This window comes from Larkinella sp. C7, assembly GCF_006149005.1.
Lineage (GTDB): Bacteria > Bacteroidota > Bacteroidia > Cytophagales > Spirosomataceae > Larkinella.
The window spans coordinates 174,475-200,214 of record NZ_VBSL01000008.1 but is presented as its reverse complement, the minus strand read 5'-3'; the positions used below and the strand labels follow the sequence as shown (position 1 = coordinate 200,214).

Genomic DNA, 25,740 nt, shown 5'->3' with positions numbered 1-25,740 from the left:
ATCAGAATATACCGGATTTCATTAAAAATAATATTAATTAATGAAAATGCGTAAATTCTTTTGACAGCGAATGACAGAGGGCCAGGGGCAGGAGCTGCCCGGGCCGATTCAACTTACATCGGTTTCGATTTCTTGCCGACCAGTTTCAGATCCAGCGTAAAGGTATCTTCGATGATTTTATCAGCCGCCGTACCGATAACCGCAGCCCGGTATTTGATGTCGTACGCCAGCCGGTTGACAACCAGTTTCGCCGTGGCTTCCACCGCGTCGCCCGCTACTTTCACCACTGCCGGAAACGTAATGGGGTTGGTGTTTCCTTTGATGGTCAGATCGCCGGTTACGTTGTAGTTGGCTTCTCCGGCTTTGGCCCCCGAAATGGCATCCAGCTTCGTGATTTTGAAAGCCGCCGTTGGGTTTTTTTCGACGGAAAAGAAATCATCACCTTTCAGGTGGTTCACCACGCGCTCGCTGTTTTTATTCTCGCTGAGTGTCGTCATGTCGGCCGTAAACGTACCGGCCGTCAACTTGTTGCCATTGAAAACGAATTCGCCTTTCGATAATTTGATGTTTCCCGTGTGTTCACCGCCTACTTTCTTGGCATTCCAGACCACGGTGCTTTGTTCAGTATCGACCGCGTAGGTAACGGTTTTGGCGACTACTTTTCCCGGACGTTTGTCGGAACCGGGCGTACCGGCGAGGATGGTCAGTGGGGTAGAAGCCAGCATACCCAGGGCGAGCAGACCGGCAAAAATTTGCTTCGTTTTCATAAAAAATAGAGAGGTTGGTTAAATGATACGGTTTTAGGTAAACCGCACTTCCAGAAGGGCTTGTTCTGGAAGTGCGGCAATCGATTCAGGTGTATTCCGAATTATTTTTGACGGGGACGTCCGCCCGTTGCGCCACTGGTGGCGGGAGCCTGTTGTACGGCACCACCGCCATCGTCACCACCACCACCTTTCTGGTCGTCGTTGTTGATGGTTTTTTTCCTGCGGCCGAAGCTGAAGCCGGAACCGTCGAGACTCATTTTACCCAGACGGTAGGAGAAGTTCACCCGAACCCCGGCATTATACATGCTGTTGACGCTTCTCTGGGTCAGAATCGGTGATGATGATTCCGAACGTACTTTGAAGGGGTGGTTCAGGAAGTTTTCGGCACCCAGGCCGATACTGCCCCGTTTGTTGTTGAAATCTTTCTTGACACCCAGGTTGTAGAACGCAAAGCTGCCCTGGTAGCCCTGCAGGTTGATCTGCCGTCCGCGGCCCCCGCCGAAACCCTGGAGACCCCAGCCATTTTTCAGCGTGACGCTCGTGAACAACCGACCCCCAATGACCCAGCCCGAATTGGAAGCGCCGTAGATGGCACTGGCGTTGTTGTTGGTCAGGTAGGTATGGTACAGGTCGACACCACCACCCAGTTGCCACTTGGAAAACAGGGTCACATTGGTAAACAAATTCACCCCGTAGGCCTGCTCTTTCCCGATGTTCTGGAAAGTACTGCTGATGGCTTGCTGATAAACCGGATTGGCTTCCGTTCCGGTATTGATCTGCGTCACATCCCGAACACTCGTAATGGAGTTGTTGGTCTGGCGGGCAAACAGCGTCGCATTCATGTAGAACTTCTTGATCTGACCGCTCAGGCCCAGTTCAACGTTGTCGGTGTATTCCGGTTTCAGATACGGGTTTCCCTGGCTGGTGTTGAGGGGGTTGGCCGAGTTGATGTTGGGGTTCAGAAACTGGATGCCCGGCCGTTGAATCCGGCGGTTGTAGGCCAGTTTTACGATTTTTCCGCCTTTCAGTCCTTTCGACAGGTTCACACTCGGTACAAAAACACCATAATCCGGAATGTCACTCAAATCGCTGCCCTGCTCGTTGCTGAACTTGGCATTGATAAACGTGTATTCGTAACGACCCCCGGCTTTCAGCGTCCATTTCGTTTTGGAAGCGTAGGTATACGCAACATACGTCGCCATGATATTCTGGTCGTAGTTCAGCGTATTGGCCGGTTGAATCGGGCTTATCTGGTAGTTCTCGTTATCGCCCATCGTCGTGTAATACTGGTAATCGCTGTTGACGTTCCGGAAGATGCCTTTTCCGCCAAACTCCAGCAACTGGTTCGCTTTAATGGGCGTCTGGTAATCCATCTGCAAGGTCGACTCCTGGTTGTAGCTCAGGTTGTCGTTGCGCTGGCGGCTGGTGATGGTTTGCATGTCGACACCGTTGAGCAGCTCCGCCACAAAGTTGTTGGTGTTGTTATTGCGGCTGTATAACCCCAGAATGCTGAATTCCTGGTTCGGCTTGTAGGTTTTGGTGTAGCTCACGTTCGCATCGACCGTACCGGAGAGGTTTTTGGTTTCCACGTTGCGACCGGTCATGGTCGACAGCAGGTTGATGTACGACAGGGTTTGGAGGTTGTCCTGGTAATTGATCATGTTTCGCATGCCATAGCGCAGGCTGGCCGACAGCGAGGTGTTTTTGTCGATGTCGTAATCCCAACCCAGTTGGTAGTTGCCAAACATCCCGGCCTGGCGGGTATCGGCGTTCTGAATCGTAGTGGTCGTGCCCAGTTGGCCGATGGTCTGTTGCGTACTGTTGAAGGCTCCTCGGATGTTGTACATCGCCCGGCCAAAACCGCCGAGGTTGAAGCCCATTTTGCCCTGGCGATAGCTGGCGTTCAGGTTCAGGTTCGAACTCCGGTTGCCCGTGCCGAGGTCCATGTTCAGGGTTGCGCCCTGCAGGGTGTTCTTTTTTGTGACAATGTTAATGATACCGGCAGAGCCTTCCGCATCGTATTTGGCTGATGGGCTGGTGATGACTTCAATTGACTTGATCATGTCGGCCGGAATCTGCTTGAGTGCGTCGGCTACGCTGCTGGCCACAATCGTCGACGGTTTGTTGTTGATCAGCACCCGGACGTTGCTGCTGCCACGCAGGCTGACGTTTCCGTCCAGATCCACGCTCAGCATCGGTACTTTCCGCATGATGTCGGCGGCATCGCCCCCTTTGGACGTAATGTCTTTTTCGGCGTTATACACCAGCCGGTCTACTTTCTCTTCGATCAGAGCCGCCTGACCCGTAACGGTTACTTCGTTGAGCAGCCGAACGTCCTGCGACAGTTTGATCACGCCCACGTTGATGTCGGAACCTTTCTCAATTTTGATCGGGCCGGACAGCTTGTTCTGGTAACCAATGAAGGAGTATTGGAGTCTGAATTCGCCGGGAGCGAGTTTGGATAAGGTAAATTTCCCTTTGCCATCGGCGGTGGTCCCGTCGATGGGCTTGCCGGTTTTGATGTCGAGCAGGGCAATGGTTGTATATTCAACGGGTTTGTTGGAAGTCGAGTCCATGATCAGACCGGAAATCTTGCCGTTGCCGCGGGGTTTGTCGTCGTCGACTGTTCCGGGAATGAATGTTTTTTCTTTTTCACCACCGCGCTGGCCACCGGGTCCCATCCGACCCCCGCCAAAACCACCGCCCCCGCCCGGAAACTGGGCGAATGTCTGAACGGCAGCCAGACTGCATAGTACTGTAACAAATAGAGAGAGGGAAAATTTGTTCATGATTTTGAGTTCATTAGACAATGAATATGCAAATCAACCATTGTGGAGGGATTCTGAAAAACGAAATAGACTAAGGGCGTGAAAACGTCGCCGGATGCCGTCTTTTGACCGATGAATCCAAATGGTATTATTGGAATGAAGATCAGGACAACCAGCGATCGGCGGTTGTCCCGATCAACAAATTACCCAATGGAAACCGTACGGTTTGGGGGTGCTGTTGGCGAAACCAAAGGATGAGGCACTGACCAAAAGAGCGGCAACGATGGAAGCAAATGCGGTTTTCATACGATGATGTATTTTTGTGTGAAATGAACGGTTTGGTGGGTTGGCGGCCGGTTTCGGCTGATCAATGATACAAAGCAACAGCGGAAAAAACGGCCCGCAAAACGCGATATACCAGCCAGTTACAGATGTCGACTAAAGGCGTGTTTTGACCGATTAATGCCAAAATCGAACCGGTTTTGTTCCGGAAAGAGGTTCGGAGGGGGCTAATAGGTAAAAATCGGCTATTGGTCGGGACAAGCTGGCAATTTGTCGATTCTTCCCGTCGGTTTTGGCTTTTGTGCCGTATGATTGTAAATCAATTGACACTTTTACCCGTTCGACACCCTTCCTTGATTCCAGTCGGACGATCACTACATAGATACACTTGCTGCACAGATATTTTTTAATAGAGATGGTAGTTGGACAACCTGGTTTCATTTGATACCAGGTTGTTTTGTCGTTTCAAAAGATTTTTGAACCTGAGCGTTTTGCTCGCAATCATCCTATCATCCCATGAATTTACTCACGTTACGTCGTAATGTCCCGGTCCTGACGCACGTTCTGGCCTGGGGCTTGCTGGGCTTTGCCCTGCTGGTTTATCAGCCACTGAACTGGGACGTTACGTTGCCCACCTTATTCTGGATCAAACAGGGGATTTACTTCTGTCTGCTGGTCGGGGCCTTTTACCTCAACACGCTGGTATTGGTGCCTCAACTGCTCTTCCGCGACAAAACCGGGATGTATGTTGGATCGCTCGTTCTGACGGCAGCCATTGTCCTGATCCTGCTGTTTAGCATCGATACCTGGTTTAACTTGCCGGAGCTGATGTTCAGGGCGTTTCACCCCGAGGGCGGGGTTCGGAAACCCCGGAATATCTGGGGCTGGAGTCAGTCGGTGCTGGTTACCACGTTTTTGATGTTAGGCATCGGAACCAGCATTGCTTCCGTTCAGAAGTGGCAGGAGGATGCCCGGCTGCGGCTGAGTCTGGAACAGGCCCGGGTCAGTTCCGAATTGTCATTTCTGAAAGCCCAGATTAATCCCCACTTTTTTTTCAATACGCTCAACAACATTTACGCCCTGACGCTCCTCGACGTGGAAGCGTCGCGGGAAGCCCTGCACCGGCTGTCGCGTATGATGCGGTACGTTCTCTACGAAACCGGTAACGATACCACCATGCTGAGCAAGGAAATCGACTTCGTTCAGGATTACATTCAACTCATGCAACTTCGGTTGACGGATAAAGTAACCGTGACGCTCGAACAACCGACGCCTTTGCAGGATGTGCCGGTTGCGCCGATGCTGCTGTTGCCTTTTGTCGAAAATGCCTTTAAACACGGGGTCAGTGCCATGCGACCCAGCCGGATCAGTATTGTGATTCACCAGGAAGGGTCAAAGTTGGAAATGGAAGTGAGAAACACGATCTTTCCCGAAAAAAATCAGTCACTCGAAGTCGGCAGTGGCATCGGCCTTACCAACACACGTCGGCGGCTCGATTTGCTCTATCCCGAGCGCTATGAGCTTTCGGTGAAAGAAGACACCCCCGAAAACGAGTACCTGGTTCATCTGAACCTGCAACTCACATGACCCTCAATTGCATTGCGGTAGACGACGAACCTCTGGCCCTCGGGCTGGTGTGTGCGTTTGTCGAAAAAACGCCGTTTCTTACCCTGGCTGGTCGCTACAGCAGCGCCGTTGAAGCCTTACAGGGCCTGCACGATCACCCGGTCGATCTGTTGTTTCTGGATATTCAAATGCCCGATCTGACGGGCATGGAGCTTGCCCGTGTGCTGGAACGCAACCAAACCGGCAGCGCCCCGCGGATCATTTTCACAACGGCTTTCAATCATTTTGCGCTGGAAGGCTACAAGGTCGATGCGCTGGATTACCTGCTCAAACCGTTTAATTACGAAGAATTTTTGCGGGCAGCCAACAAGGCCCGGGCCTACTTTGAGTTGATCAACCGGCCCACCATCGCCTTGCCGGTTGCGCCCGAACCGGAAGAAGAGTACCTGTTTCTGAAAGTGGAGTACCAACTGGTTCGGATTGCCTTCAATGACATTCTCTACATCGAAGGACTGAAAGATTACGTGAAAGTGCACTTAAGGAAAGACCGCCCCGAAGCTGTTCCGAAGCCGATTCTGTCGCTAACGAGTCTGAAAGCCCTCGAAGACAAACTGCCCTCCCGGCGGTTTATGCGCGTTCACCGCTCGTTTATCGTCGCTCTGGACAAAATCGAGGCTGTAACGCGCAACACCATCCAGATTGGTTCGGCCACCATTCCGGTCAGTGACCAGCACAAAGATGCGTTTAATCAATTCCTGAGCCGCTGGTCGTAGACTCGGCGGTTGCCACCTGGCGTTCAATGGTCGCTTCAACACCCAGCGTGAGCAGGTTATTGAGCTGTTCGGCAACGGCGTCGGCAAAACCGCTGAGGGGCCGCAGATCCATTTCCCACAGGGCCGAATCGTCGCAGATGGCGTGAACGAAATTGCGTACCGAAGCCGCATCGTGTACATCGACTTTCTGCCACATGTTGAAGAAATATTCGGCGTAATCGTCGCGGATGGGGTAGGTGATGATGCCACCGGAGGGCGTAGCCGCTTCGCCCAGGTAAGCCCCTTTTTCGAACCGAACGGCTTTCATAAACCGCAGGTAAGCCGCAAAACCGAGCACCATTCGTTGCGGAACCTGTTGCTGCTGTTCCACAAACCGCTGAATGGTCGGCAGATTCCGGGCGCGCATTTTGGAGGTTTCCTGCATCGTAATGCTGAGCAGGAGGTGTTCGATATACGGGTTGCGGAACCGGTCGAGCACGTCGGCGGCAAATTCGCGCACGGCATCCGGATTTTCTTCCGGAATCATCCACTCGGGTAGGGTCGGCACAATCTCCTGCGTAATCACCTCCTCCACGAAACGACCCATCAGCGGGTGCAGCATCATTTCGTTGACGGTTTCCAGTCCGAGCAGATACGCCAGCGGCACGCTGATGGTGTGACCGCCGTTCAGAACGCGGAGTTTGCGTTCACGGTAAAAGTTGATGTCTTCGTCGATCACGACACTCGGGTCGGCTTTCGCAAAGGTCAGCACGTTTTTGACACGGTCGTCGCCTTCGATGGCCCACAGCCGGTAGGGTTCGGCCATGATCAGCAACTTATCTTCATACCCCAGTTCTTCCTGTTTCCGGAGCAGGGTTTCGGCATCGGGTTTTCCCGGTACGATCCGGTCGACCAGCGAGTTACAGAAGCGAACGTGGTATTTCAGCCACTTCATAAACAGCTTGCCGAGTTCGTTGTGTTTGGCTACTTTTTCGACGATGTCGCGCAGTTTCAGCCCATTGTCGGTAATCAGTTCGGTGGGAATGACCACCAGTCCTTTGCTGCGGCCACCGCCAAAATTCTTGAATCGTTCGTATAAAAAAGCCGTCAGTTTGGCCGGGTACGACTGCGGAGGATTCTGGAAAATGCTTTCGGCTACATACTGGATGCCGACTTCGGTCGTGTTGGAAATGATAACCTGTAACGACGGTTTTTTGGCGATGTCGAGCACGGCTTTCCAGTCTTCCTTCGCCGAAATGACGCGGCTGATGGCCGACACCACCGTGTGTTTATCCACCGTCTGCCCTTTCTGAATCCCCCTCGACACCACCGTATACAAACCGTCCTGTTCGGCAAATTCATCCGTTGCACCACCGGTGGATTTCACCACAACGATGCTGCCGTTGAAAATACCCTGCTGGTTGGCTTTGTGGATCAGGTAGTCGGGTAATCCGCGCAACAAAACGCCCGTGCCAAATTGGAGTACGCGCTCAGGGTGAATGGTGGCCGGATGATTTGAACGATTCAGTGGTGTCATGATGATGGATACGTTGATTGGTTGCCTGGACGGGCGTCAAATGTTACCAGTATTGTGTAAAAGTAAATCCTAAATGAATAGAGCGCAATTCTAAGTTAAGAGTTAGGAGTTAAGAGTGATGAATTAAGACGGGGCCGCCCGTGCGGTTGGCTGACGCATAGAACTCTTAATTCATCACTCTTAACTCTTAACTCTTAGCTCCGCCAGAATGGCGAGCACTTCTTTGGCTTTTGTTTCGATTTGATCGTATTGGCGGTTGGCCAGCACCTCTTTGGGGAACAACTGGGAGCCAATGCCCACGGCGGTTACGCCCGCCTTGAACCAGGTGCTCAGGCTTTCGCGGGTGGGCTCGACACCACCCGTCACCATGACGCTCGTCCAGGGCATCGGGCCTTTCACGGCCTTGACAAAACCGGGTCCCAATGTGTCGCCCGGAAAGACCTTGACCACTTCCACCCCAAATTCTTCGGCGGTTGAAATCTCGGTGAGCGTTGCACAGCCCGGCATGTAGGCCACTTTCCGGCGGTTACAGGTTCGGGCGATGGATTCGTGAAACGACGGCCCCACGATGAAATTGGCTCCCGACTGGATGTAGAGGGCTGCCGTTCCGGATTCCACCAGCGTTCCGGCCCCCAGCACCAGCTCCGGGAAGTCGCGGGCGGCTATTTTAGCGAGTTCTGCAAACAGTTCGTGCGCAAAATCACCCCGGTTCGTAAATTCGAACGCCCGGATGCCGGCCCGGTAGCAGGCCCCCAGCACTTCGCGACAAACGTCGGCGTCGGCGTGGTAAAAAACCGGTACCACCGGCACCTGCCGAATGGTCTGATAAACTTCTAATCTTGAAAAACGAGCCACGGTATTTTTAGTTATGAGTTAAAAGTTAAGAGTTAAAAGTTACATGCGTCAGCTAACTCTTAACTCTTAACTTTTAACTCTTAATTCACAATCATCTTCTCAGTCGTCCGGACTTGTCGCCACCGACCATGGCTTCCACTTCCTGAACCGAAACGAGGTTGGCGTCGCCTTCGACGGTGTGTTTCAGGGCCGAAGCAGCCGCGCCAAATTCAACGGCGTATTGCGGATCGTTTTTGGTTAACAAACCATAAATCAATCCAGCCAGATACGCATCACCGCCCCCGATTCGGTCGACGATGTGCGTAATGTCATAGACGTCAGACGAATAGGTCTTGGAGCCGTCGAAAAACTTGGCCATCAGCCGGTTGTGCGACGCGCTCAGCGATTGCCGTTCGGTGTCGGTAAAATACTGAATCCGCGGAAACTGGATTTGCATTTTCCGGCAGGCATCTTCGAAGGAATCGGCTTTCACGCCGTAGAGTTCTTCAAAGTTTTCCTGATTGCCCAGCACCAGATCGCAACCGGCGGTCAGCGCGGGCAAAATGTCCTGCGGTTTTTTGCCGTATTTCCACAGATTACTCCGGAAATAAATATCACCCGAAACCATCACACCCAGCCGGTTGGCCGTCTCGATGGCTTCCTGCAAACAATCGGCGGCCTGTTGCGATAGGGCGGGCGTAATGCCCGACCAATGGAACCAGTCGGCACCGGCCAGAATTGTTTCCCAGTCAAAATCACCGGGTCGAATTAGCGAAAAAGCCGAGTCGTAACGGTCGTAAATGATCTGGCTGGCGCGGCTCACGGCCCCGGTTTCCAGGAAATAGAGCCCCAGTCGTCCGTCGCCAAAGCTGATGCTCGATGTATCGACGCCGTGGTACCGCAAGGTGGCGGCCGCAGCTCGCCCCAGCGCATGGTCGGGAAACCGCGTGACGTGGGCTGTCTGGCAACCAAAACAAGCCAGCGAAACCGCCACATTGGCTTCTGTTCCGCCATAGACCACATTCAACGAATGCGCCTGCGTAAATTTTGCAAAACCCGGTGGCGCCAGACGCATCATGACTTCACCGAAAGTGACAATTTTTTTCAAGTACTGAATGGTTGATATGGTTTTTGATGGTTAAAATGGATTGAATGGTTTTAATGGATAAATGGCTGAAAATGGTTGAATGGTCGTGGGATGGTTAAATGATTGAAATCGGGTGATTGATAACCATTTTTAACCTTTACCAGCCATCAAACCATTTTCTGCCATCTGTCAATTTTAAATCACCCTGTAATTCTAAACACCGATACTTTCCAGTTCCTTTTTCGTCACCGGCTCCAGGGTCGGCGACAGGAAGTGGATGATCACCAGCGCAATCAGATAGGTTGAACTGGCAATGATAAACAACGGTAAATACCCCAGACTGACGCGGATATTGCCCGCTACAGCCGCCAGCAAAATACCGCCCATCGCTCCGAACATCCCGCCGATACCGGTGACTGAAGCCACGGCATTTTTCGGGAACAGGTCCGACGCAAACGTGTAAATATTGGCCGACCAGCCCTGGTGGGCGGCCGTCGCTAATGAAATCAAGGCAATTGCTACGTAAATACTACTGGTCTGAGCCGCAAAAAAAATTGGAACCACGCAAATCGCACAGATGAGCATGGTGGTTTTGCGGGCCCGGTTGGCCGACCAGCCCATGTGAATGAACTTGGACGACAACCACCCGAACAGCACGCTGCCGCCATCGGAAACGATGTAAATGACCAGAAAAGGCAGGCCGACATTTTTTAAATCGAGCCGCTGGTCGAGTGATTCGCTGCTGTTGAAAAAATCGGGGAGCCAGCTCAGGTAAAACCACCAGATGGGGTCACACATGAACTTGCCGACAATGAACGCCCACGTTTGCCGAAAACCCAGCAGACGCCACCACGACAGCTTTTCTTCCGGAAGATCTTCTTCGTAATCCTGCTGAATATAAGCCAGTTCGGCCTTGCTCACCCGCGGGTGTTCTTCCGGACGGTGGTAGATTCGGAGCCAGGCAATCAGCACCAGAAAACCCAGCAGACCGGTAGCCACAAACGAAAACCGCCAGCCAAACTGAATCGTCAGCCACGGAATCAAAACCGCCGTGGCAATAATGCCAACGTTGGTGCCGGCATTGAAAAGGCCCGTGGCAAACGACCGTTCCTTTTTGGGAAACCACTCGGCCACCGATTTGATCGCCGATGGAAAGTTGCCCGCTTCGCCAACGCCCAGCATAAACCGGACGATGTTCAGCCCCCGCAACGATCCGATGAACGCATTCAAAATACCGGCAATGCTCCAGAGAATGATCGAAATGGAAAACCCCCGCTTCGTGCCCACCCGGTCGATGAGCCAGCCGATGAGGAGAAAACCCAGCGCATAAGCCACCTTGAAAACCGTGTCGACGTAACTGTAGAGGACTTTAAACTGATCCAGATCACTCTCCGTCAGGGCTTCATCGGCTGCCTTGCCCATCATTTCCCGCCGGAACGTTTCGTCGATCATCGTGAACGACAGCACCTGCCGGTCGATGTAGTTGATGGTCGTTGCAAAAAACAGAAGCAGCACGATTCGCCAGCGATAATTTCCGGAGGGGGCGGACATTATGAAAAGGGGTTAGCGATGCGATAAAGACAAAATTTTGCCAAACTTACCGAAATGTCACGAAAAAATAGTAGATCGAAAGGCCGGAAGGCGAAATGAGTAGAGCCATTCGACGGCCTGCTTTTTCAATCAAAAATACGCGCAAAGAAATGGCATTAGAACAAACCTGGAGATGGTTCGGCCCCGCCGATCCCGTTAGTCTCGCCGACATCAAACAAGCCGGAGCGACGGGCATTGTAACGGCGTTGCACCATATTCCCAACGGACAGGTGTGGTCCGTCGATGAAATTACCACCCGCAAATACATCATTGAAGCCGGTGCTCCCGGCGAACACCGCCTGACGTGGTCGGTGGTTGAAAGCATTCCGGTTCACGATGCCATCAAAACCCGCTCCGACGGTTTTCAGCAGTACATTGAAAATTACAAAGAGTCGATTGTCAACCTGGGCCGCTGCGGCATCGACACGGTTTGCTACAATTTTATGCCGGTGCTCGACTGGACCCGGACCGATCTGGACTACCTGATGCCGGACGGTTCGACGGCTTTGCGGTTTGATGCCACGGAATTTGCGGCTTTTGAATTGTTCATTCTGAAGCGCCCCGGTGCCGAAGAACACTATTCGCCCGAACAGCTTCTGAAAGCCCGAAACCGCTTTGAAGCCCTGGACGAAGCTGCGGCCCGGCGTTTGCAGTTAAATATTCTGGCGGGTTTGCCGGGTTCGGAAGAGAGCTACACGGTGGAGCAGTTTCAGGAGACTCTGAATGCGTATAAGCATATCGGAGATAAGGAGTTACGTGAAAACCTGTATGCGTTTTTGCGGGAAATTGCGCCCGTTGCGCAGGACGCGGGTGTTCGGCTGTCGATCCATCCCGATGATCCCCCGTATCCGATTCTGGGGCTGCCCCGCGTGGTGAGTACGGAAGCCGACGCCCGAATGGTGCTGGATGCGGTGGATGTGTCGGCCAACGGCCTGTGTTTCTGCACCGGTTCCTACGGCGTCCGGCCGGATAACGATCTGGCAGGTATGGTGGATCGACTGGGAAACCGCATTCATTTTATTCACCTGCGCAGTACGAAGCGCGATGAAGAGGGTAACTTCTTCGAAGCCAATCACCTGGACGGCGACGTGGATATGTTTGCCGTTGTCAGTGCGTTGCTGGGCGAACAGCGACGGCGGGAAGAGGAAGGACTGGAAAATTTCAGAATGCCGTTCCGCCCCGATCACGGTCACAAAATGCTCGATGACCTGAATTCCGGAAAACGGACCAATCCCGGTTACACGGCCATCGGACGACTGCGCGGACTCGCCGAACTCCGCGGCCTGATGCTGGGAATCGAGCGGTCAAGTCTGTAGTTTTTTGTATCTTGGTGGGAGAAAAATAAGTTAACGGTTTACGGTTTTCAGTTTACGGTGGGGCTGTAATGATTGTCTACCGTAAACTAGAAACCGTAAATTAAAACCGTAAACCAAACATGCCATTGGTTCAGGAAAAACAGAATAAAAAAAGCAGTCTGGAGCAACGGGAGGCTCGGATTGCCAGGGCTCGTTTGCTCGAATCGCTCGTCTATGAGATGTGGGACGGCAAACCGGTTTATTATGCCGGATACAAGGATGTATTGAACGGGACTAAATCGGTTGAAGAAGCAATGAGTTCGAGTTTATTGCAGGGGATTCTAGTCGCCAAACTGGTTGCGCGGCTGATGAATGCATTGAGTGAGGATGAGTTTACGGTCGTTACCAACGAATTGGGCATTCAATTTAAAAAGAACGATTGGCGAGCCTGCGACGTGGCGATTTTTTCCACGACGCAATTAGCAGATCAGGATCTTACCAAATACGCCTGGATACCGCCGAAAATTGCGATAGAAGTGGACACCAAAGCCGACTTCACCCGCTTTCATTCGGATTTTAATTATTACCAGGAAAAAACCACGCAGTTGCTGAATTTTGGTACCGAAAAGGTCATCTGGATTTTTACCGAATCAAAAAAAATCTGGATTGCGGAACCGGGTAAAGACTGGATTTTGAAAAACTGGGACCAGTCCATTGACGTGTTGCCAGGCTGTTCGTTTGTACTTGATGCCCTGTTGACGGGTAAAAAGCCGACGCCTTAGTCTTTGCTTGGTGAACGCAACCCCGTACGACCATGCTGGTTGATCAACCCATCAAATCCTTTTTAGACGAAGATTTTCTTCTCCAGACCGATACCGCCCGGCGACTCTACCACGACTACGCCAAGGCGATGCCCATCATCGACTATCACTGTCACCTGCCACCCGATCAGATTGCTGCCGATAAAACGTTCGAAAACCTGACGCAAATCTGGCTTTATGGCGACCACTACAAATGGCGGGCCATGCGCACCAACGGGGTAGCTGAAAAGTACTGCACCGGCGATGCGTCGGATTACGAAAAGTTTCAGAAATGGGCCGAAACCGTGCCCTACACGATGCGGAATCCGCTGTACCACTGGACGCACATGGAGCTGAAAAATCCGTTCGGTGTCGAAACGGTGCTGAATGGTGCCACCGCCCGCGAGGTGTACGACCGCTGTACGGAACAACTCCCCGGCATGTCGACCCGCACGCTGCTGCGGCATTTCAACGTGAAAACCGTCTGCACCACCGACGATCCGACGGATTCGCTGGAGCATCATAAAAAGATTGCCGCCGACGGTTTTGAGGTAAAAGTGTTGCCCACGTTCCGGCCCGACAAGGCGATGGCGATCGATGATGTAGCGGTTTTTCAGGCGTATGTAACGCGCGTGGGAGCGGTGTGCAACCAGGAAATTCGCTCGCTCGACACGTTCCTGGAATGCCTGAAACAACGGCATGACTACTTTGCCCAGGCGGGTTGTCGCCTGTCCGACCACGGTCTGGAACTGATTTATGCCGAGCCGTATACCGAATCGGAAGTGAGCAGTGTCTTCCAGAAACTGCTGTCGACTAGTCCGCTAACTGAAACCGAGAGCTTGCAATTCAAGTCGTATATGCTCGACCGGTTTGCGGAATGGGACTGGGAAAAAGGCTGGACGCAACAATTCCACCTGGGCGCATTGCGGAACAACAACAAACGCGCGTTGCGGACCCTCGGCCCCGATACGGGTTGGGACAGCATCGGCGATTTCCGGCAGGCGAGTCCGCTGGCCCGGTTTTTAGGGGGGCTGGATGACCGCGATCAACTGGCGAAAACCATCCTGTATAACCTCAATTCTGGGGATAACGAAGTGATGGCCACGATGATCGGTAATTTCAACGATGGATCGATGCCGGGCAAAATTCAGTTCGGTTCGGGCTGGTGGTTTCAGGACCAGAAGGAGGGAATGCAGAAGCAGATCAACGCGCTGTCGAACATGGGTTTACTGAGCCGGTTTGTCGGAATGCTGACCGATTCGCGCAGTTTTCTGTCGTATCCACGCCACGAATATTTCCGCCGGATTCTCTGCAATATCTTCGGCAACGATGTTGAAAACGGCGAATTGCCCAACGACATCGACTGGATCGGCAAACTGGTGCAGGATATTTGCTACAACAATGCGAAGGAGTATTTTAAGTTTTAAAAACGGGGAATGATAAATGTAAAATGACGAATGTTAAATGTAAAAGTGATGGGCTTCTCGCTCCTTAACTTTTACATTTAACATTCGTCATTTTACATTTATCATTATAACTCCTCCTTTCACTGTTTATACACTTTTCCTTCCTTCATCACAAACCGCACCTGTTGCAGGGTTTTGATGTTCTGGACGGGATTTTCGTCGACGGCAATCAGGTCGGCGAGTTTGCCGGTTTCAACCGAGCCAATCTGCGTTTTCATTCCCAGCAACTCGGCATTGACCATCGTCGCCGATTTGATCGCTTCGAGGGGTGGCATGCCCGCTTCAACCATGTACTCAAATTCCTTCGCATTGTAGCCGTGAACGAAAACACCGGCATCCGTACCGAATGCAATTTTGACCCCGGCTTTGTACGCTTTGGCGAAGGTCGCCTGAATCAGTGGGCCGATGGCGAGGGCTTTGCGGGTAACAAAAGGCGTATAATACCCAAATATTTTGGCCGAATCGGAAGTCACTTTCCCGGCAATGATGGTCGGGACGTAATAGGTGCCGTGTTTTTTGAATAACTCGATGGCTTCATCGTCCATCATCGTGCCGTGCTCGATGGTGGTCACCCCCGCGTGGATGGCGCGCTTCATGCCTTCGGCACCGTGGGCGTGGGCGGCAACGGCAAAACCGTAATCTTTGGCGGCTTCCACCACAGCCCGGACCTCTTCTTCGGTAAACTGCGGTCCCGAACCATCTTTGGCGTTGCTCAATACCCCGCCCGTGGCCGTAATTTTGATCAGGTCAGAACCGTCTTTGTAGCGTTGCCGAACGGCTTTGCGGGCCTCTTCGGGGCTGTTGATGACGCCTTCCAGCGGACCCGGATCACCCATCAAATCCTTGCGGTAGCCGTTGGTCGGATCGGCATGACCGCCGGTGGTGGCAATGGTTTTACCCGCCGTGAAAATGCGTGGTCCGTCGACCAGGCCCCGGTTGATGGCATTGCGCAAGGCCACGTTAACGCCACTGCCGCCCAGATCCCGCACCGTCGTAAAACCAGCCAGCAAGGTCGTTTGGGCGTATTTGGCCGACTGAAAAGCCACATCCGGTACGTTCATCGTAAACCGGTCGAGGGTTCCGCCCCGGCGGGTTTCGCCTTCGAGGTGAACGTGCATGTCGATCAGGCCGGGCAACACGGTTTTACTTTTCAGGTCGATCACTCGGTCCGAAGCCGCCGGTTTGGTATAGCCTTTCTGAATGGCAGTAATTTTTGTGCCTTCGACAACCACGGTCATTTCGCGCTGAAGGTCGTTGCGAACGCCGTCGAGCAGATTGCCGCAGTGAACCAGGGTGCGTTGCTGGGCCAGCGTTAGCAGGGGAGACGTAAAAAATAAGAGAAGGAGTACGGCGGAAAGGTAGTTTTTTTTCATGCAGTTGGATTTTAAAAAGCAAAAAAGCCGCAGGGGTTGCGGCTTTCAAGATACACATTTATCGAACGCCCGAAGGCGGTTTATTCGGGCTTTTTATTTCTTCACGATCACCCCATCAGCCACAAACGTGATGGCTTTTTCGGGCTGGGTGATTTTGGCAATTTCTTCCTTGCTTTTACCGGCATCTTCGGCATAGTGGCGTAACTCGGCTACGGAGGTGGTTTTGGTTTCGGCGGTGCCTTCAAAAACGACGCTTTTGCCAACAATGTCTTTCGGAACAAAGAAACCGTAGTCGCGGAACCGTACCAGCATGGCCTGGCCGTCGGCGGCTTTCACCCGCATCCAGCAGCCTTTCACCTGACAGACTGACTCGACGGTGCCTTCCACTTTGGTGTCCAGTTTCGTTTTGTCGCCCATTTTGGCGGGCAGCTCGGTGGTCGGCGTGGCGTGGTCGGCGGTTATTTTTTTGCCGTGATAGCTGACGTTGTCCTGCGCGACGGTGCTGAGTGAGATGCCGAGGGCGAGGGTCAGGATGGCTAACGTTTTCATAGTCTGTCTGATGCGGTTTTAGAAGTGGTTAGGTACAAAAATAGTAAAAAAGCATTTGTTATTCCATCCTGACTACGAACAGAATACGCTTTTCTGCACCAGGCTGTTTGTCGTCTCCTCCGGGCTAATCCGGGTGGAAGAATACGCTTTCAAATTGGCCAGCCGGTTCCATGTCATTTATTTCAATGGAATGCCTGTCGATCAACAGGCATTCCATCTTTTTTTAGAACTTGCCGGTTCAACCGAATCAAAACCACAGTTTTTGCACCATTATGGAAAACCGGAAATACCCCATCGGCCCGCTTACGACGCAGGAAACCTACACACCACAGGAATTAGAGCGTTTGATTGCCATCGTTGAATCCATGCCAGCCCGCTACCGGGAGTTGGTCGAAAACCTGTCGCCGGAGGATCTGGCGAAGACCTACCGCGAGGGGAGCTGGACCGTTCAGCAATTGATTCACCACGTCAGCGACATTCAACTGCTGCATTTTCTGCGGATGAAAAAAGCCCTCACCGAGCCTGATTACGAGGTCGTCACCCTGATCAATATGGATGCCTGGGTAGCCACACCGGATTCGCTGACCGCGCCGATTGGCGACTCGCTGGTATCGTTCGATGGCATCACGCGCCGGTATGTCTATCTGCTGAAATCGCTGACGGATGAGCAGTTGGCAATCAAATACTTCCATCCGGTTCGCAAACTCTGGTTTAGTCAGGCGCAGGCCATCGCCATGTCGGCCTGGCACACGCAGCACCATCTGGCGCACATCAAACTGGCGTTGGCGGGAGAGTGAGCGATTTGGAAGATGGATTAGCCTGATTCCGAAGCGCATCGAATTTTAAATCCGGAACAGAAAAGGGCGGGATTGCAAATCCCGCCCAGCAATGAAGTTTTCAAATCACATGACCATTCACAACCCGGCAATACGCCAGCCGTCGCGGTAAATTCGGCTCAGGTAGCGCTCGGCATCGGGATTATTCGGGAATTTCATCCGGGCAGCGTCCCATTCCAGCAGTTGGCCCGGCACCCGAATCGCAACGGTACCCAGTAAAATAGCCTCGGTCATCGGTCCGGATTGGGCAAAATGAGACTCGGTTTTCGGGCCGCCCAGACAGGCCTCCGCAAAGTGGTGGTAATGGTTGCGTTCTTCCAGTTCCGGCACTTTGTAATCCTTGAATTGATCGCCCGGCAGCAACACTGGCATCTTGCCGTGCGGAATCAGCAGGGCCCCCTTCGTGCCGATCAACATCGCCGACTCAGCCGGATAGTCGGTCTCCGAGAACAGGGCCCGAATTTCTTTCGGTGGGTAAAACTCCCCGTCGAACCACTCGACCGGCAAAGTGCGGGAAGCGGTCATTTTATTGCCCGGAAACGACCACGTAATGTGGTTGCCCTGCGGCCAGGTGTCAGCCCGGCGGGCGGGCGAGTCTTCCCAGGATTTCTGTACTTCGGCAATCACCGATTTGGGCGCTTTGAGTCCCAGCCCTTTCCACACGGCGTCGAAAATGTGGCAGCCGATGTCGCCCGACCAGCCGGTACCGAAATCCTGCCACGCCCGCCACTTGGTCGGGTGGTAGATGTCCGGCGAAAAAGGGCGCATCGGGGCCGTACCCACCCAGAGGTCCCAGTTCAGGGTCGAGGGGGCTTCCTGGGGTTCGGCCGGTCGTGGGCCAACGAGCCGGTAATGTTCAACGGCACCGGGGCGGTTGGAGCAGAGGTAGGCGTGTTTTACCTTGCCGATGGCGCCTTCTTTGATCCACTGAACGGCGGTGCGGTCGCCTTTGCCCGCGGCTATCTGCGTGCCGAGCTGGGTCACCACACCGGCTTTGACGGCGGCTTCGGTCAGCACCCGAACCTCGGCTACATCGTGGCACATCGGTTTCTGGCAATACACGTGTTTGCCGTTGCGGATGGCCTGAATGGCAATGGCAAAGTGATTATGATCCGGTACGGTTACGTTGACCGAGTCGATTTTATCGCCTTCTTTTTCCAGGAGTTCGCGCCAGTCGGTATACGTTCGGGCCTGCGGATAAGCATCGGAAGCCTTTTTCAACCGGATCGCGTCTACATCGCAGATTGCCACAATATTGACCCGTGGATGTTTGCCAAATTGATTGAGGTCACCCCAGCCCATGCCGCCTACGCCAATGCAGGCATGGTTAAGTTTGTCGTTTGGACCGATCTTTCTTTTGGCGGCCTGGAGCACCAGCGGAGGAGCCAGCGCGGTGGCCGCAGCCGCCAGCAAAAAATCCCGCCGGGACACGGTAAAAGCGTTATCTTTCATTTTCAAAGGGAGTAGGTTTAGAATTCAGTAAGCAAAATTGGCAGGTCAACTACTCCATTCCGGCGCGTTAACCCGATGTAAATTAATTGGATAATCGAAAATTTCCAATCGGCAATTCACCGAAACCCGCTTATCTTTAGCGCACCTTTACGGATCGATTCCAAACCCCTTTTTCTGATGAACTATTCTGCTTTTCGCTTTTCGACGGTTGCTGCTAAATTTCTTTTCATTCTGGCCATTGCCTTGTATTCAACGATTTCAGCCAACGCCCAGGCTCAGGTGGGCGTCGGCACCAAAGCACCCAAAGGGGCTGAAATCCTGTTTGACGGGTCGCGCCAGATGCTTGATTCGAAGTGGATCTACTGGGAAGGCCCCCGGTTTGCCGCTACCCCGCCCATTAAGTGGACCATTGAAAAAGATCCGGACGGAAAAGGCACGGTTCTGAATACCAACGACCCCACGGCTGCGGGTGGCAAATACGGCACCGCCGACATCGTGACGAAACAGACGTTCCGGGATTTCCGGCTGCATATTGAGTTTTATATTCTGAAACCGGGCGGCAACAGTGGCGTTTATCTGCAAAACCGCTACGAAATTCAGGTGCTTGATGGTGATACCACCTCGCACGGCATGGCGGCCGTGATCAACGAAACGCCGTCACCGTATCACGCTTACAACGGCGTCGGAAAATGGAATTCGTATGACATCGTTTTTCGGGCGGCCCGGTTTAAGGACGGAAAACGCACCGAAAAAGCCCGGCTGACGATGTATTTCAACGGCAAAAAAGTGCATACCAACCAGGAAATCAACCAGGTGTGGGGCGGACCCAATTCGGGCATCGACGGCGGGAATGACGGCGGCAAAGGCATCACCGATACGCCGGGTGGCCTGAAGCTACAGGCCGAGGGGCATGATGTTTATTACCGCAACATCTGGATCAAAGAACTGGATCTGAAAAAACCGGAAACGGATTTTTGAAAAAGGGAAGGATATAATTTAAATGTAAAATGATATATATTAAATGTAAAAGGAAAGCGCACCTGAGCACTTTTACATTTAGCGTTACTCATTTTTCATTTTAAATTATATCCTTATTCCTTCCCTTCACTTCTTAATCGTATTGTAATATACCTCCAGGTGTTTATGCATCGCTTTCCGGAACGCTTCGGGGGTTCCGTCCCTGAGAATCCTGAACAGATCGGCGTGGGAAACCGGGTCAACCAGTACATAATTGTCTTTCTGGTTGGTCATGGAAGCGAAAACGTGCTCAAAAACCGGGAACAGCAGGCTTTGAAACCGTTGGAACGTCTCATTGCCCGTCATATCGTACAGCTTGCCGTGAAATTCAATCTCATCTTCCTTCGAAAGAACCGGCAACGACTTCTGCTTTTCGACAATTAGTTCCAGTTCGTCCAGGTCCTTCTGGGTTTTTCGGGCAAATAGAAATTCGGCGATTCCCATTTCCAGAATCAACCGCAATTCAAAAATATCTTTCTGGTTGCTCTGGCTCAGTATAAACGGATTCAGCACTTTTTCGATCCCGGCCAGCAAATCGGGCTGCGACATAATCATGCCGCGCCGGGGCCGGGCTTCTATCATCCCCAGCATCCGAAGCCGACTCAGGGCTTCCCGAACCACATTCCGGCTGACATTCAGTTTCTGGGCAATTTCCAGTTCGTTCGGAAGCGCATCGCCGGGTTTAAAAGCATTCTCCGTAAAGTATTCACGCAGGATATTCTCAACGCGATCGGTCATCGACAGACTCTCCAACGGTTCCAGCAACCCTAATTTACTATTCATGTTTCATTTTTTGGTGCAAATGTAATGCAATACCCCGGTATTTTGGCACTTTTTGAAGTACTATATCTTTTTTGATACAATTTCATTGTAATTAAAATACGACTATTATATTTGTAGGACAAATGTAAAGATAGAATATAGTTCGCTCAAAGACCCTGATTCCATTCCTTTCTTCTATGATTTTAATCATCTACTTCCATGAAGACACTGCCCCAAATCTATTGTAGAGTCCTCGTTCTCTGTTGTTGGCTGGTAATGGGATATGGTGCGAAAGCCCAGGCCCAATCGGTCAGAGGAACCGTTACATCGAGTGCCGATCAGGCCCCGCTCCCTTTTGTTACCGTGGTGGTGAAAGGCACCCAAATCGGAGTTACGACGGATGGGAACGGAAAATTCACGATCAATGCATCCAGCGACAAAACGCTGGTCTTTAGTTACATCGGCTACCAGACCAAAGAGATCGTTGTCGGCAACCAGACGGACGTGAGTGTGGTGCTGGAACCCGATCTGAAAACGCTGAATGAAGTGGTGGTGGTCGGCTACGGTTCCCAATCCCGCGAGACCGTGACGACCTCGATTTCCAAGCTGGATAACAAGGTGTTGGAAAACATTCCGTATGCCAATGCTGCTTCGGCCTTGCAGGGAACCTTGCCGGGTGTGCGGGTGCAAACGACGACGGGCCAGCCCGGAGCGGCTCCGCGGGTCATCATCCGGGGCGGAACGTCGATCAACAATCCCGACGGTTCTTCGCCACTGTATATCATCGACGGCGTCATCCGGTCCGATATGAACGACATCAATGCCGACGACATCGAAACCCTGCAAGTCCTGAAAGATGCGTCATCTACTTCCATTTACGGGGCCCGGGGTGCCAACGGGGTGGTGATTATCACGACCAAAAAAGGCAAATCCGGCAAAATGCTAATCACCTTCCGGCAAAACACCACGTTTTCGCAACTGGCCAAGCGCTACAACATGATGTCGGCGCGGGATTACGTATACTACGGACGGTTAGGGGCGCTGAATTCGGCCAAGAAGATTCCCGAGCGCATGAACGTACTGACCCTTGCCAACAGTTTCGGAACCGGAAACGACCTGACGAACCGCACCTATTCGACGGTTCAGTACCTCACCCCCCAGAATCAGTATAAACTGGGTGAAGGCTGGGAAAGCATTGTCGACCCGGCTGATCCGACCAAAACGCTGATTTTCAAGAACACCGACTGGCAGGATGTCTTGTTCCAAACCGGTATTTCCCAAAACTACTATCTGGGAGCGATGGGCGGCACCGACAAAGGGAGCTACAACCTGGGCGTCGGCTACCTCAAATCGCAGGGCATTGCCATCAATACGGACTTCCGGCGGTTTACCTTTGATTTCAGCGGTGATCTGAAGATTCGGGAGAAGCTGAAAGTCAACGCGTTTACCAACTTTACCAATTCCGGCAACAACCAGGTTTTCAGCGATAACCAGATTTTCCAGCGTGCGCTGGCCCTGCCACCCACGGCCAAACTGTATTTTGAGGACGGCACGATGGCTCCCGGTTACGCCCGGTCAATCGGTAATCCGTTGTACCAGCTAGACCGCTATACGACCGATAATCACCTCTACCGGCTGACCCTTGGGGGCGGTTTGACCTGGAACATCCTGCCAGGATTGACGTTTGAACCGTCTACGTCGCTCTATGTGATTGAAACCAAGGAGAACTCCTTTCAGAAATCGTATTTGAACGGCCCGCTGGCCTTCATCGATTCGCGGGTGGCCACCGGAGCCCGCACGACGCACTGGCAGCAGCAGGTCGATGCCATTCTGAATTACACCAAAAGCTTCAACCAGCACGGCCTGGATTTTATGCTCGGCAGTTCGTATTTCGACCGGAAAATATCGGCTTTGTCGGCAACGGGTCAGGGCGCTTCCACGGACATTATTCCGACCCTCAACGCTTCGGCCACTCCAACGGCCGTCAGCAGTTCGGTTACGCAGCAGCGGATTCTGAGCTTTTTCGGACGCGCCAATTACAATTTCGCCCAGAAGTATCTACTGTCGCTGAACGCCCGCTACGACGGTGCGTCCAATTTAGGTCAGAACAACAAATGGGGCTTGTTTCCCGGAGCCTCGGTGGGCTGGAATATTCACAACGAGTCATTCTGGAAAGAAGCCGGACTGGCGCGGGTAGTGAACACGCTGAAACTGCGATCCAGCTATGGCGTAAACGGAAACCTCGGGCAACTGGGTGATTTTCAGGCGCAGGGAACCTACAGCGTGGGGTCACGGTATGACGGCACGGCGGCCATTCAGAATACCGTCATTCCGAACTCGAACCTCAAGTGGGAGCAGACCCAAACCTACGATGTCGGGATGGACATTGGCTTGTTCAATGGACGGGTGAATCTGTTGGTGGATTACTTCCGGAAACGGACCGATAACCTGCTCACGAACCTGGAATTGCCGCTGGAAACCGGTTTTCAGTCCATCCTGACCAATTACGGTAGTCTGCAAAATCAGGGGATTGAAGTGGAAGTGGCGGGGACGATCATCCGTTCGGAGTCGGGTTTCAACTGGAACGCCAGCTTCAATATTGCCACCAACCAGCAGAAAATCCTGAAATTGCCGGACAACGGAAACGACCGGAACCGGGTTGGCGGGGTGCTGGTCTATGACCCGGAAACCGGCAAAAACGAATGGCGCGGGGGGCTTCAGGAAGGGGGGCGGATCGGCGATTACTATGCCTATAAACAGCTCGGAATTTTTGCTACCGACGAGGAAGCAGCCGCAGCACCGCGGGATATTATCGTACCGCTGGCCAACAAGACCAAATACGGAGGGGATGTCAACTGGCTCGATGTGGACGGCAACGGTGAGATCAACTCGTTCGACCGCGTCTACCTCGGCAACATTTATCCGACGGTGACGGGCGGTTTTACCACCTCGCTGGCCTACCGGAATTTCAGCCTGACGGGCCGGGCCGATTTCACGCTGGGGCACACCATCTACAACTACACCCGGGCGCTGTATAACGGCCAGTTTGTGGGCGAAAACAATGCCTCCACCGACATCCTGCGCTCGTGGCAAAAACCGGGCGATCAAACCGACATTGCCAAATATTATTACGCCGATCAGCAGGTGCAGAGCAACCTCTTTCGCCAGAACTCCTACTACTTCGAGAAAGGGAACTTTCTGGCTATCCGGGAGATTTCACTGGGCTACAGCCTGCCTTCCGGTCTGACGTCAAAACTCGGCCTGAGCAACCTGCGGCTGAACGTGACGGCGAACAACCTGAAGTATTTTACGAAATACTCCGGACTCAACCCCGAAGAAGGTGGTCAGGACAATGGCCGCTATCCGGTTCCGAGAAATTTCATCGTAGGTCTGAACGTGTCATTCTAATCAAGAAACGATCATGAAAAACAACCTCATCGCCCTGTTGTTCATTTCTTTGTTGTGTTCCTGTGACAAAGAACTAGATGTTCAACCCCAAAGCCAGATTACGGCGGCTTCGTACTGGAAAACGCAGGAAGACGTTATGGGGGCCAAAAGTGGCATGTACGCCCGGTTCCGCGCCTTCACCAATTTTAACCTCTATTACCTCGGCGAGTCCCGCAGCGAAATCATGGGAACCGGCATCCTAAATGCGGATTTCCGGATTCCCTACTTTCAAAACCGCCTGCATAAAATTACCGCACCCGGCCCCGACTGGGGGACGATTTACACGGTGATCCACGACATCAACCTGATTCTGAAATACACACCAGCCATCGCGTTTACATCAGAAAGTGCCAAAAACACCATTCTGGCGGAAGCGTATACCCTGCGGGCGTACCTGTATTTCGTGCTGGTGCGGACCTGGGGTGGAACACCGCTGCTGCTGGACCCGACGGAATCGTCGGACCCGGAAACGATCTACAAACCGCGGGCTTCGGAAGAGGAGATGTTTAAACTGATCACCGACGATCTGGCCAAAGCCCTGGAGCTTTTTCCCACCAATACCTACCCGACCCGGCGCGGAGCCTGGTCGAAACCGGCGGCCAATGCCCTGAAAGGCGATGTATACCTCTGGATTGCCAAACGCAGAAACGGCGGAGAAGCAGCCCTCAATACCGCTCTGGCGGCTTTGCAGGAAGTTCAGAAAAGCGATGTCGCCCTGCTGCCGAATTTTGCGGATGTGTTCAGTTATACCAACAAAGGCAACAAGGAAATCGTGTTTGCGGTGCGCTACCAGGATCTGGAAGCCATCAACAACTACAGTGGCGATATGTACATCCGCGACAGCGACCTGCCACCGGGAACGGATGCCGCAACCCTCCAGAAAATCGGTTTGGGTGGTGGTATGAACTGGTGGGCACCCTCCGAAACCATGCGCAAACAGTTTACGACGGACGACAAACGCAAGGACAAATCGTTCGTGGAAATTTACTCGAAAAACGCGCAGGGAAACCCGGTATATTACACCTCGGCCATGACCAAGTTCAACGGTTTTGTGGACGCGAATGGCCGGCGGTTTCTGGACGATGTCATCATTTACCGCTACGCCGACGTGCTGCTGATGATTGCTGAAGCCAAAAATGCGCTGGGGCAGGACCCGGCCGCCGAAATCAACCTGGTTCGGCAGCGGGCCTACGGCGATCAGTTTGAGAAACACCGGTTTGTGTCGACGACCAAAGCCGCCAACGACGATGCCATTCTCAAGGAACGCCTGTTCGAACTGGCTTTTGAAGGCAAACGCTGGTGGGATTTGGTTCGGTTTAACAAGGCGTTCGACCTCGTTCCCTCCCTCGCCGACCGCAAAGGGCAAACCAACCTGCTGCTATTCCCGCTCTCCGAAACCGTCATGAGCCGGAATTCCAAACTCGTCCAGAATCCGGGATATGAGTAACGGTTTACGGTTTACAGTATTCGGTTTACGGTGCGGTTCCCGCCGGGACTGACGCGTTCTAGCTGACGTACGCTTTCTGAAAATATGCATTGCGTCAGCTACCGTAAACCATT

19 protein-coding genes are annotated in these 25,740 nt (G+C 52.8%); 9 read left to right on the top strand and 10 right to left on the bottom strand.

Annotation, left to right across the window (positions count from 1 at the left end):
• Positions 1-113: 113 nt before the first annotated feature.
• Entirely contained in the window at positions 114-767 is a 654-nt protein-coding gene (locus FH871_RS20745) for a YceI family protein (protein WP_138993276.1), read from the bottom strand.
• A 101-nt stretch (positions 768-868) separates the two neighbouring features.
• The gene (locus FH871_RS20740; protein ID WP_138993275.1) at positions 869-3,556 is read right to left on the bottom strand and encodes a TonB-dependent receptor; all 2,688 of its coding nucleotides are present in this window, start codon (positions 3,554-3,556) and stop codon (positions 869-871) included.
• A gap of 777 nt (positions 3,557-4,333) precedes the next feature.
• On the opposite strand from FH871_RS20740, the gene FH871_RS20735 reads away from it, so the two are divergent.
• Positions 4,334-5,404: a sensor histidine kinase gene (locus FH871_RS20735; RefSeq protein ID WP_138993274.1), complete on the top strand. Its 1,071-nt coding sequence runs from the start codon at positions 4,334-4,336 to the stop codon at positions 5,402-5,404.
• Complete coding sequence (locus FH871_RS20730; RefSeq protein WP_138993273.1) at positions 5,401-6,156, top strand: LytTR family DNA-binding domain-containing protein; 756 nt, start codon at positions 5,401-5,403, stop codon at positions 6,154-6,156. Before FH871_RS20735 ends, FH871_RS20730 begins: the two co-directional genes overlap by 4 nt.
• Here the strand turns inward: FH871_RS20730 and FH871_RS20725 are convergent.
• The 4 genes from FH871_RS20725 to FH871_RS20710 form a co-directional block, all read right to left on the bottom strand.
• Positions 6,128-7,672, bottom strand: coding sequence for a tagaturonate reductase (locus tag FH871_RS20725; protein ID WP_138993272.1), 1,545 nt, complete (start codon positions 7,670-7,672; stop codon positions 6,128-6,130). The genes FH871_RS20730 and FH871_RS20725 overlap by 29 nt on opposite strands.
• 180 nt (positions 7,673-7,852) lie before the next feature.
• Positions 7,853-8,527, bottom strand: coding sequence for a bifunctional 4-hydroxy-2-oxoglutarate aldolase/2-dehydro-3-deoxy-phosphogluconate aldolase (locus FH871_RS20720; RefSeq protein ID WP_138993271.1), 675 nt, complete (start codon positions 8,525-8,527; stop codon positions 7,853-7,855).
• 91 nt (positions 8,528-8,618) lie between these two features.
• The gene (locus FH871_RS20715; RefSeq protein ID WP_138993270.1) at positions 8,619-9,614 is read right to left on the bottom strand and encodes a sugar kinase; all 996 of its coding nucleotides are present in this window, start codon (positions 9,612-9,614) and stop codon (positions 8,619-8,621) included.
• 192 nt (positions 9,615-9,806) lie between these two features.
• A complete protein-coding gene (locus FH871_RS20710; RefSeq protein WP_138993269.1) occupies positions 9,807-11,144 on the bottom strand; it encodes an MFS transporter in 1,338 nt (445 codons plus the stop codon).
• A 149-nt stretch (positions 11,145-11,293) separates the two neighbouring features.
• Here FH871_RS20710 and uxuA point away from each other — a divergent pair, with 149 nt between their 5' ends.
• The 3 genes from uxuA (at position 11,294) to uxaC (ending at position 14,705) form a co-directional block, all read left to right on the top strand.
• Positions 11,294-12,499: a mannonate dehydratase gene (gene uxuA, locus FH871_RS20705; RefSeq protein WP_138993268.1), complete on the top strand. Its 1,206-nt coding sequence runs from the start codon at positions 11,294-11,296 to the stop codon at positions 12,497-12,499.
• A 119-nt stretch (positions 12,500-12,618) separates the two neighbouring features.
• Positions 12,619-13,260, top strand: coding sequence for a Uma2 family endonuclease (locus tag FH871_RS20700; RefSeq protein ID WP_138993267.1), 642 nt, complete (start codon positions 12,619-12,621; stop codon positions 13,258-13,260).
• Positions 13,261-13,292: 32 nt separating this feature from the next.
• Positions 13,293-14,705: a glucuronate isomerase gene (gene uxaC, locus FH871_RS20695; protein WP_138993266.1), complete on the top strand. Its 1,413-nt coding sequence runs from the start codon at positions 13,293-13,295 to the stop codon at positions 14,703-14,705.
• A gap of 119 nt (positions 14,706-14,824) precedes the next feature.
• On the opposite strand, the gene FH871_RS20690 is transcribed toward uxaC, so the two are convergent.
• Together FH871_RS20690 and FH871_RS20685 are read right to left on the bottom strand one after the other, a co-directional pair.
• Positions 14,825-16,117, bottom strand: coding sequence for an amidohydrolase family protein (locus FH871_RS20690; RefSeq protein ID WP_138993265.1), 1,293 nt, complete (start codon positions 16,115-16,117; stop codon positions 14,825-14,827).
• 93 nt (positions 16,118-16,210) lie between these two features.
• Positions 16,211-16,666, bottom strand: a complete 456-nt coding sequence (locus FH871_RS20685) for a DUF4920 domain-containing protein (RefSeq protein ID WP_138993264.1) — start codon at positions 16,664-16,666, stop codon at positions 16,211-16,213.
• A 272-nt stretch (positions 16,667-16,938) separates the two neighbouring features.
• Here FH871_RS20685 and FH871_RS20680 point away from each other — a divergent pair, with 272 nt between their 5' ends.
• On the top strand, positions 16,939-17,463 hold the full coding sequence (locus FH871_RS20680; protein ID WP_138993263.1) for a YfiT family bacillithiol transferase: 525 nt from the start codon (positions 16,939-16,941) through the stop codon (positions 17,461-17,463).
• A gap of 117 nt (positions 17,464-17,580) precedes the next feature.
• Here the strand turns inward: FH871_RS20680 and FH871_RS20675 are convergent, their stop codons facing one another.
• Positions 17,581-18,954, bottom strand: coding sequence for a Gfo/Idh/MocA family protein (locus tag FH871_RS20675; RefSeq protein WP_138993262.1), 1,374 nt, complete (start codon positions 18,952-18,954; stop codon positions 17,581-17,583).
• Between the two features lie 177 nt (positions 18,955-19,131).
• Here FH871_RS20675 and FH871_RS20670 point away from each other — a divergent pair, with 177 nt between their 5' ends.
• Entirely contained in the window at positions 19,132-19,932 is an 801-nt protein-coding gene (locus FH871_RS20670; protein WP_138993261.1) for a DUF1080 domain-containing protein, read from the top strand.
• Positions 19,933-20,058: 126 nt separating this feature from the next.
• Here the strand turns inward: FH871_RS20670 and FH871_RS20665 are convergent, their stop codons facing one another.
• Entirely contained in the window at positions 20,059-20,754 is a 696-nt protein-coding gene (locus FH871_RS20665; protein ID WP_138993260.1) for a FadR/GntR family transcriptional regulator, read from the bottom strand.
• A 198-nt stretch (positions 20,755-20,952) separates the two neighbouring features.
• Here FH871_RS20665 and FH871_RS20660 point away from each other — a divergent pair, with 198 nt between their 5' ends.
• Both FH871_RS20660 and FH871_RS20655 read left to right on the top strand, forming a co-directional pair.
• Positions 20,953-24,141, top strand: a complete 3,189-nt coding sequence (locus FH871_RS20660; protein WP_138993259.1) for a TonB-dependent receptor — start codon at positions 20,953-20,955, stop codon at positions 24,139-24,141.
• A gap of 13 nt (positions 24,142-24,154) precedes the next feature.
• Positions 24,155-25,627 (top strand): RagB/SusD family nutrient uptake outer membrane protein, encoded by a 1,473-nt coding sequence (locus tag FH871_RS20655; RefSeq protein WP_138993258.1) that lies wholly within the window; start codon positions 24,155-24,157, stop codon positions 25,625-25,627.
• Positions 25,628-25,740 lie beyond the last annotated feature (113 nt).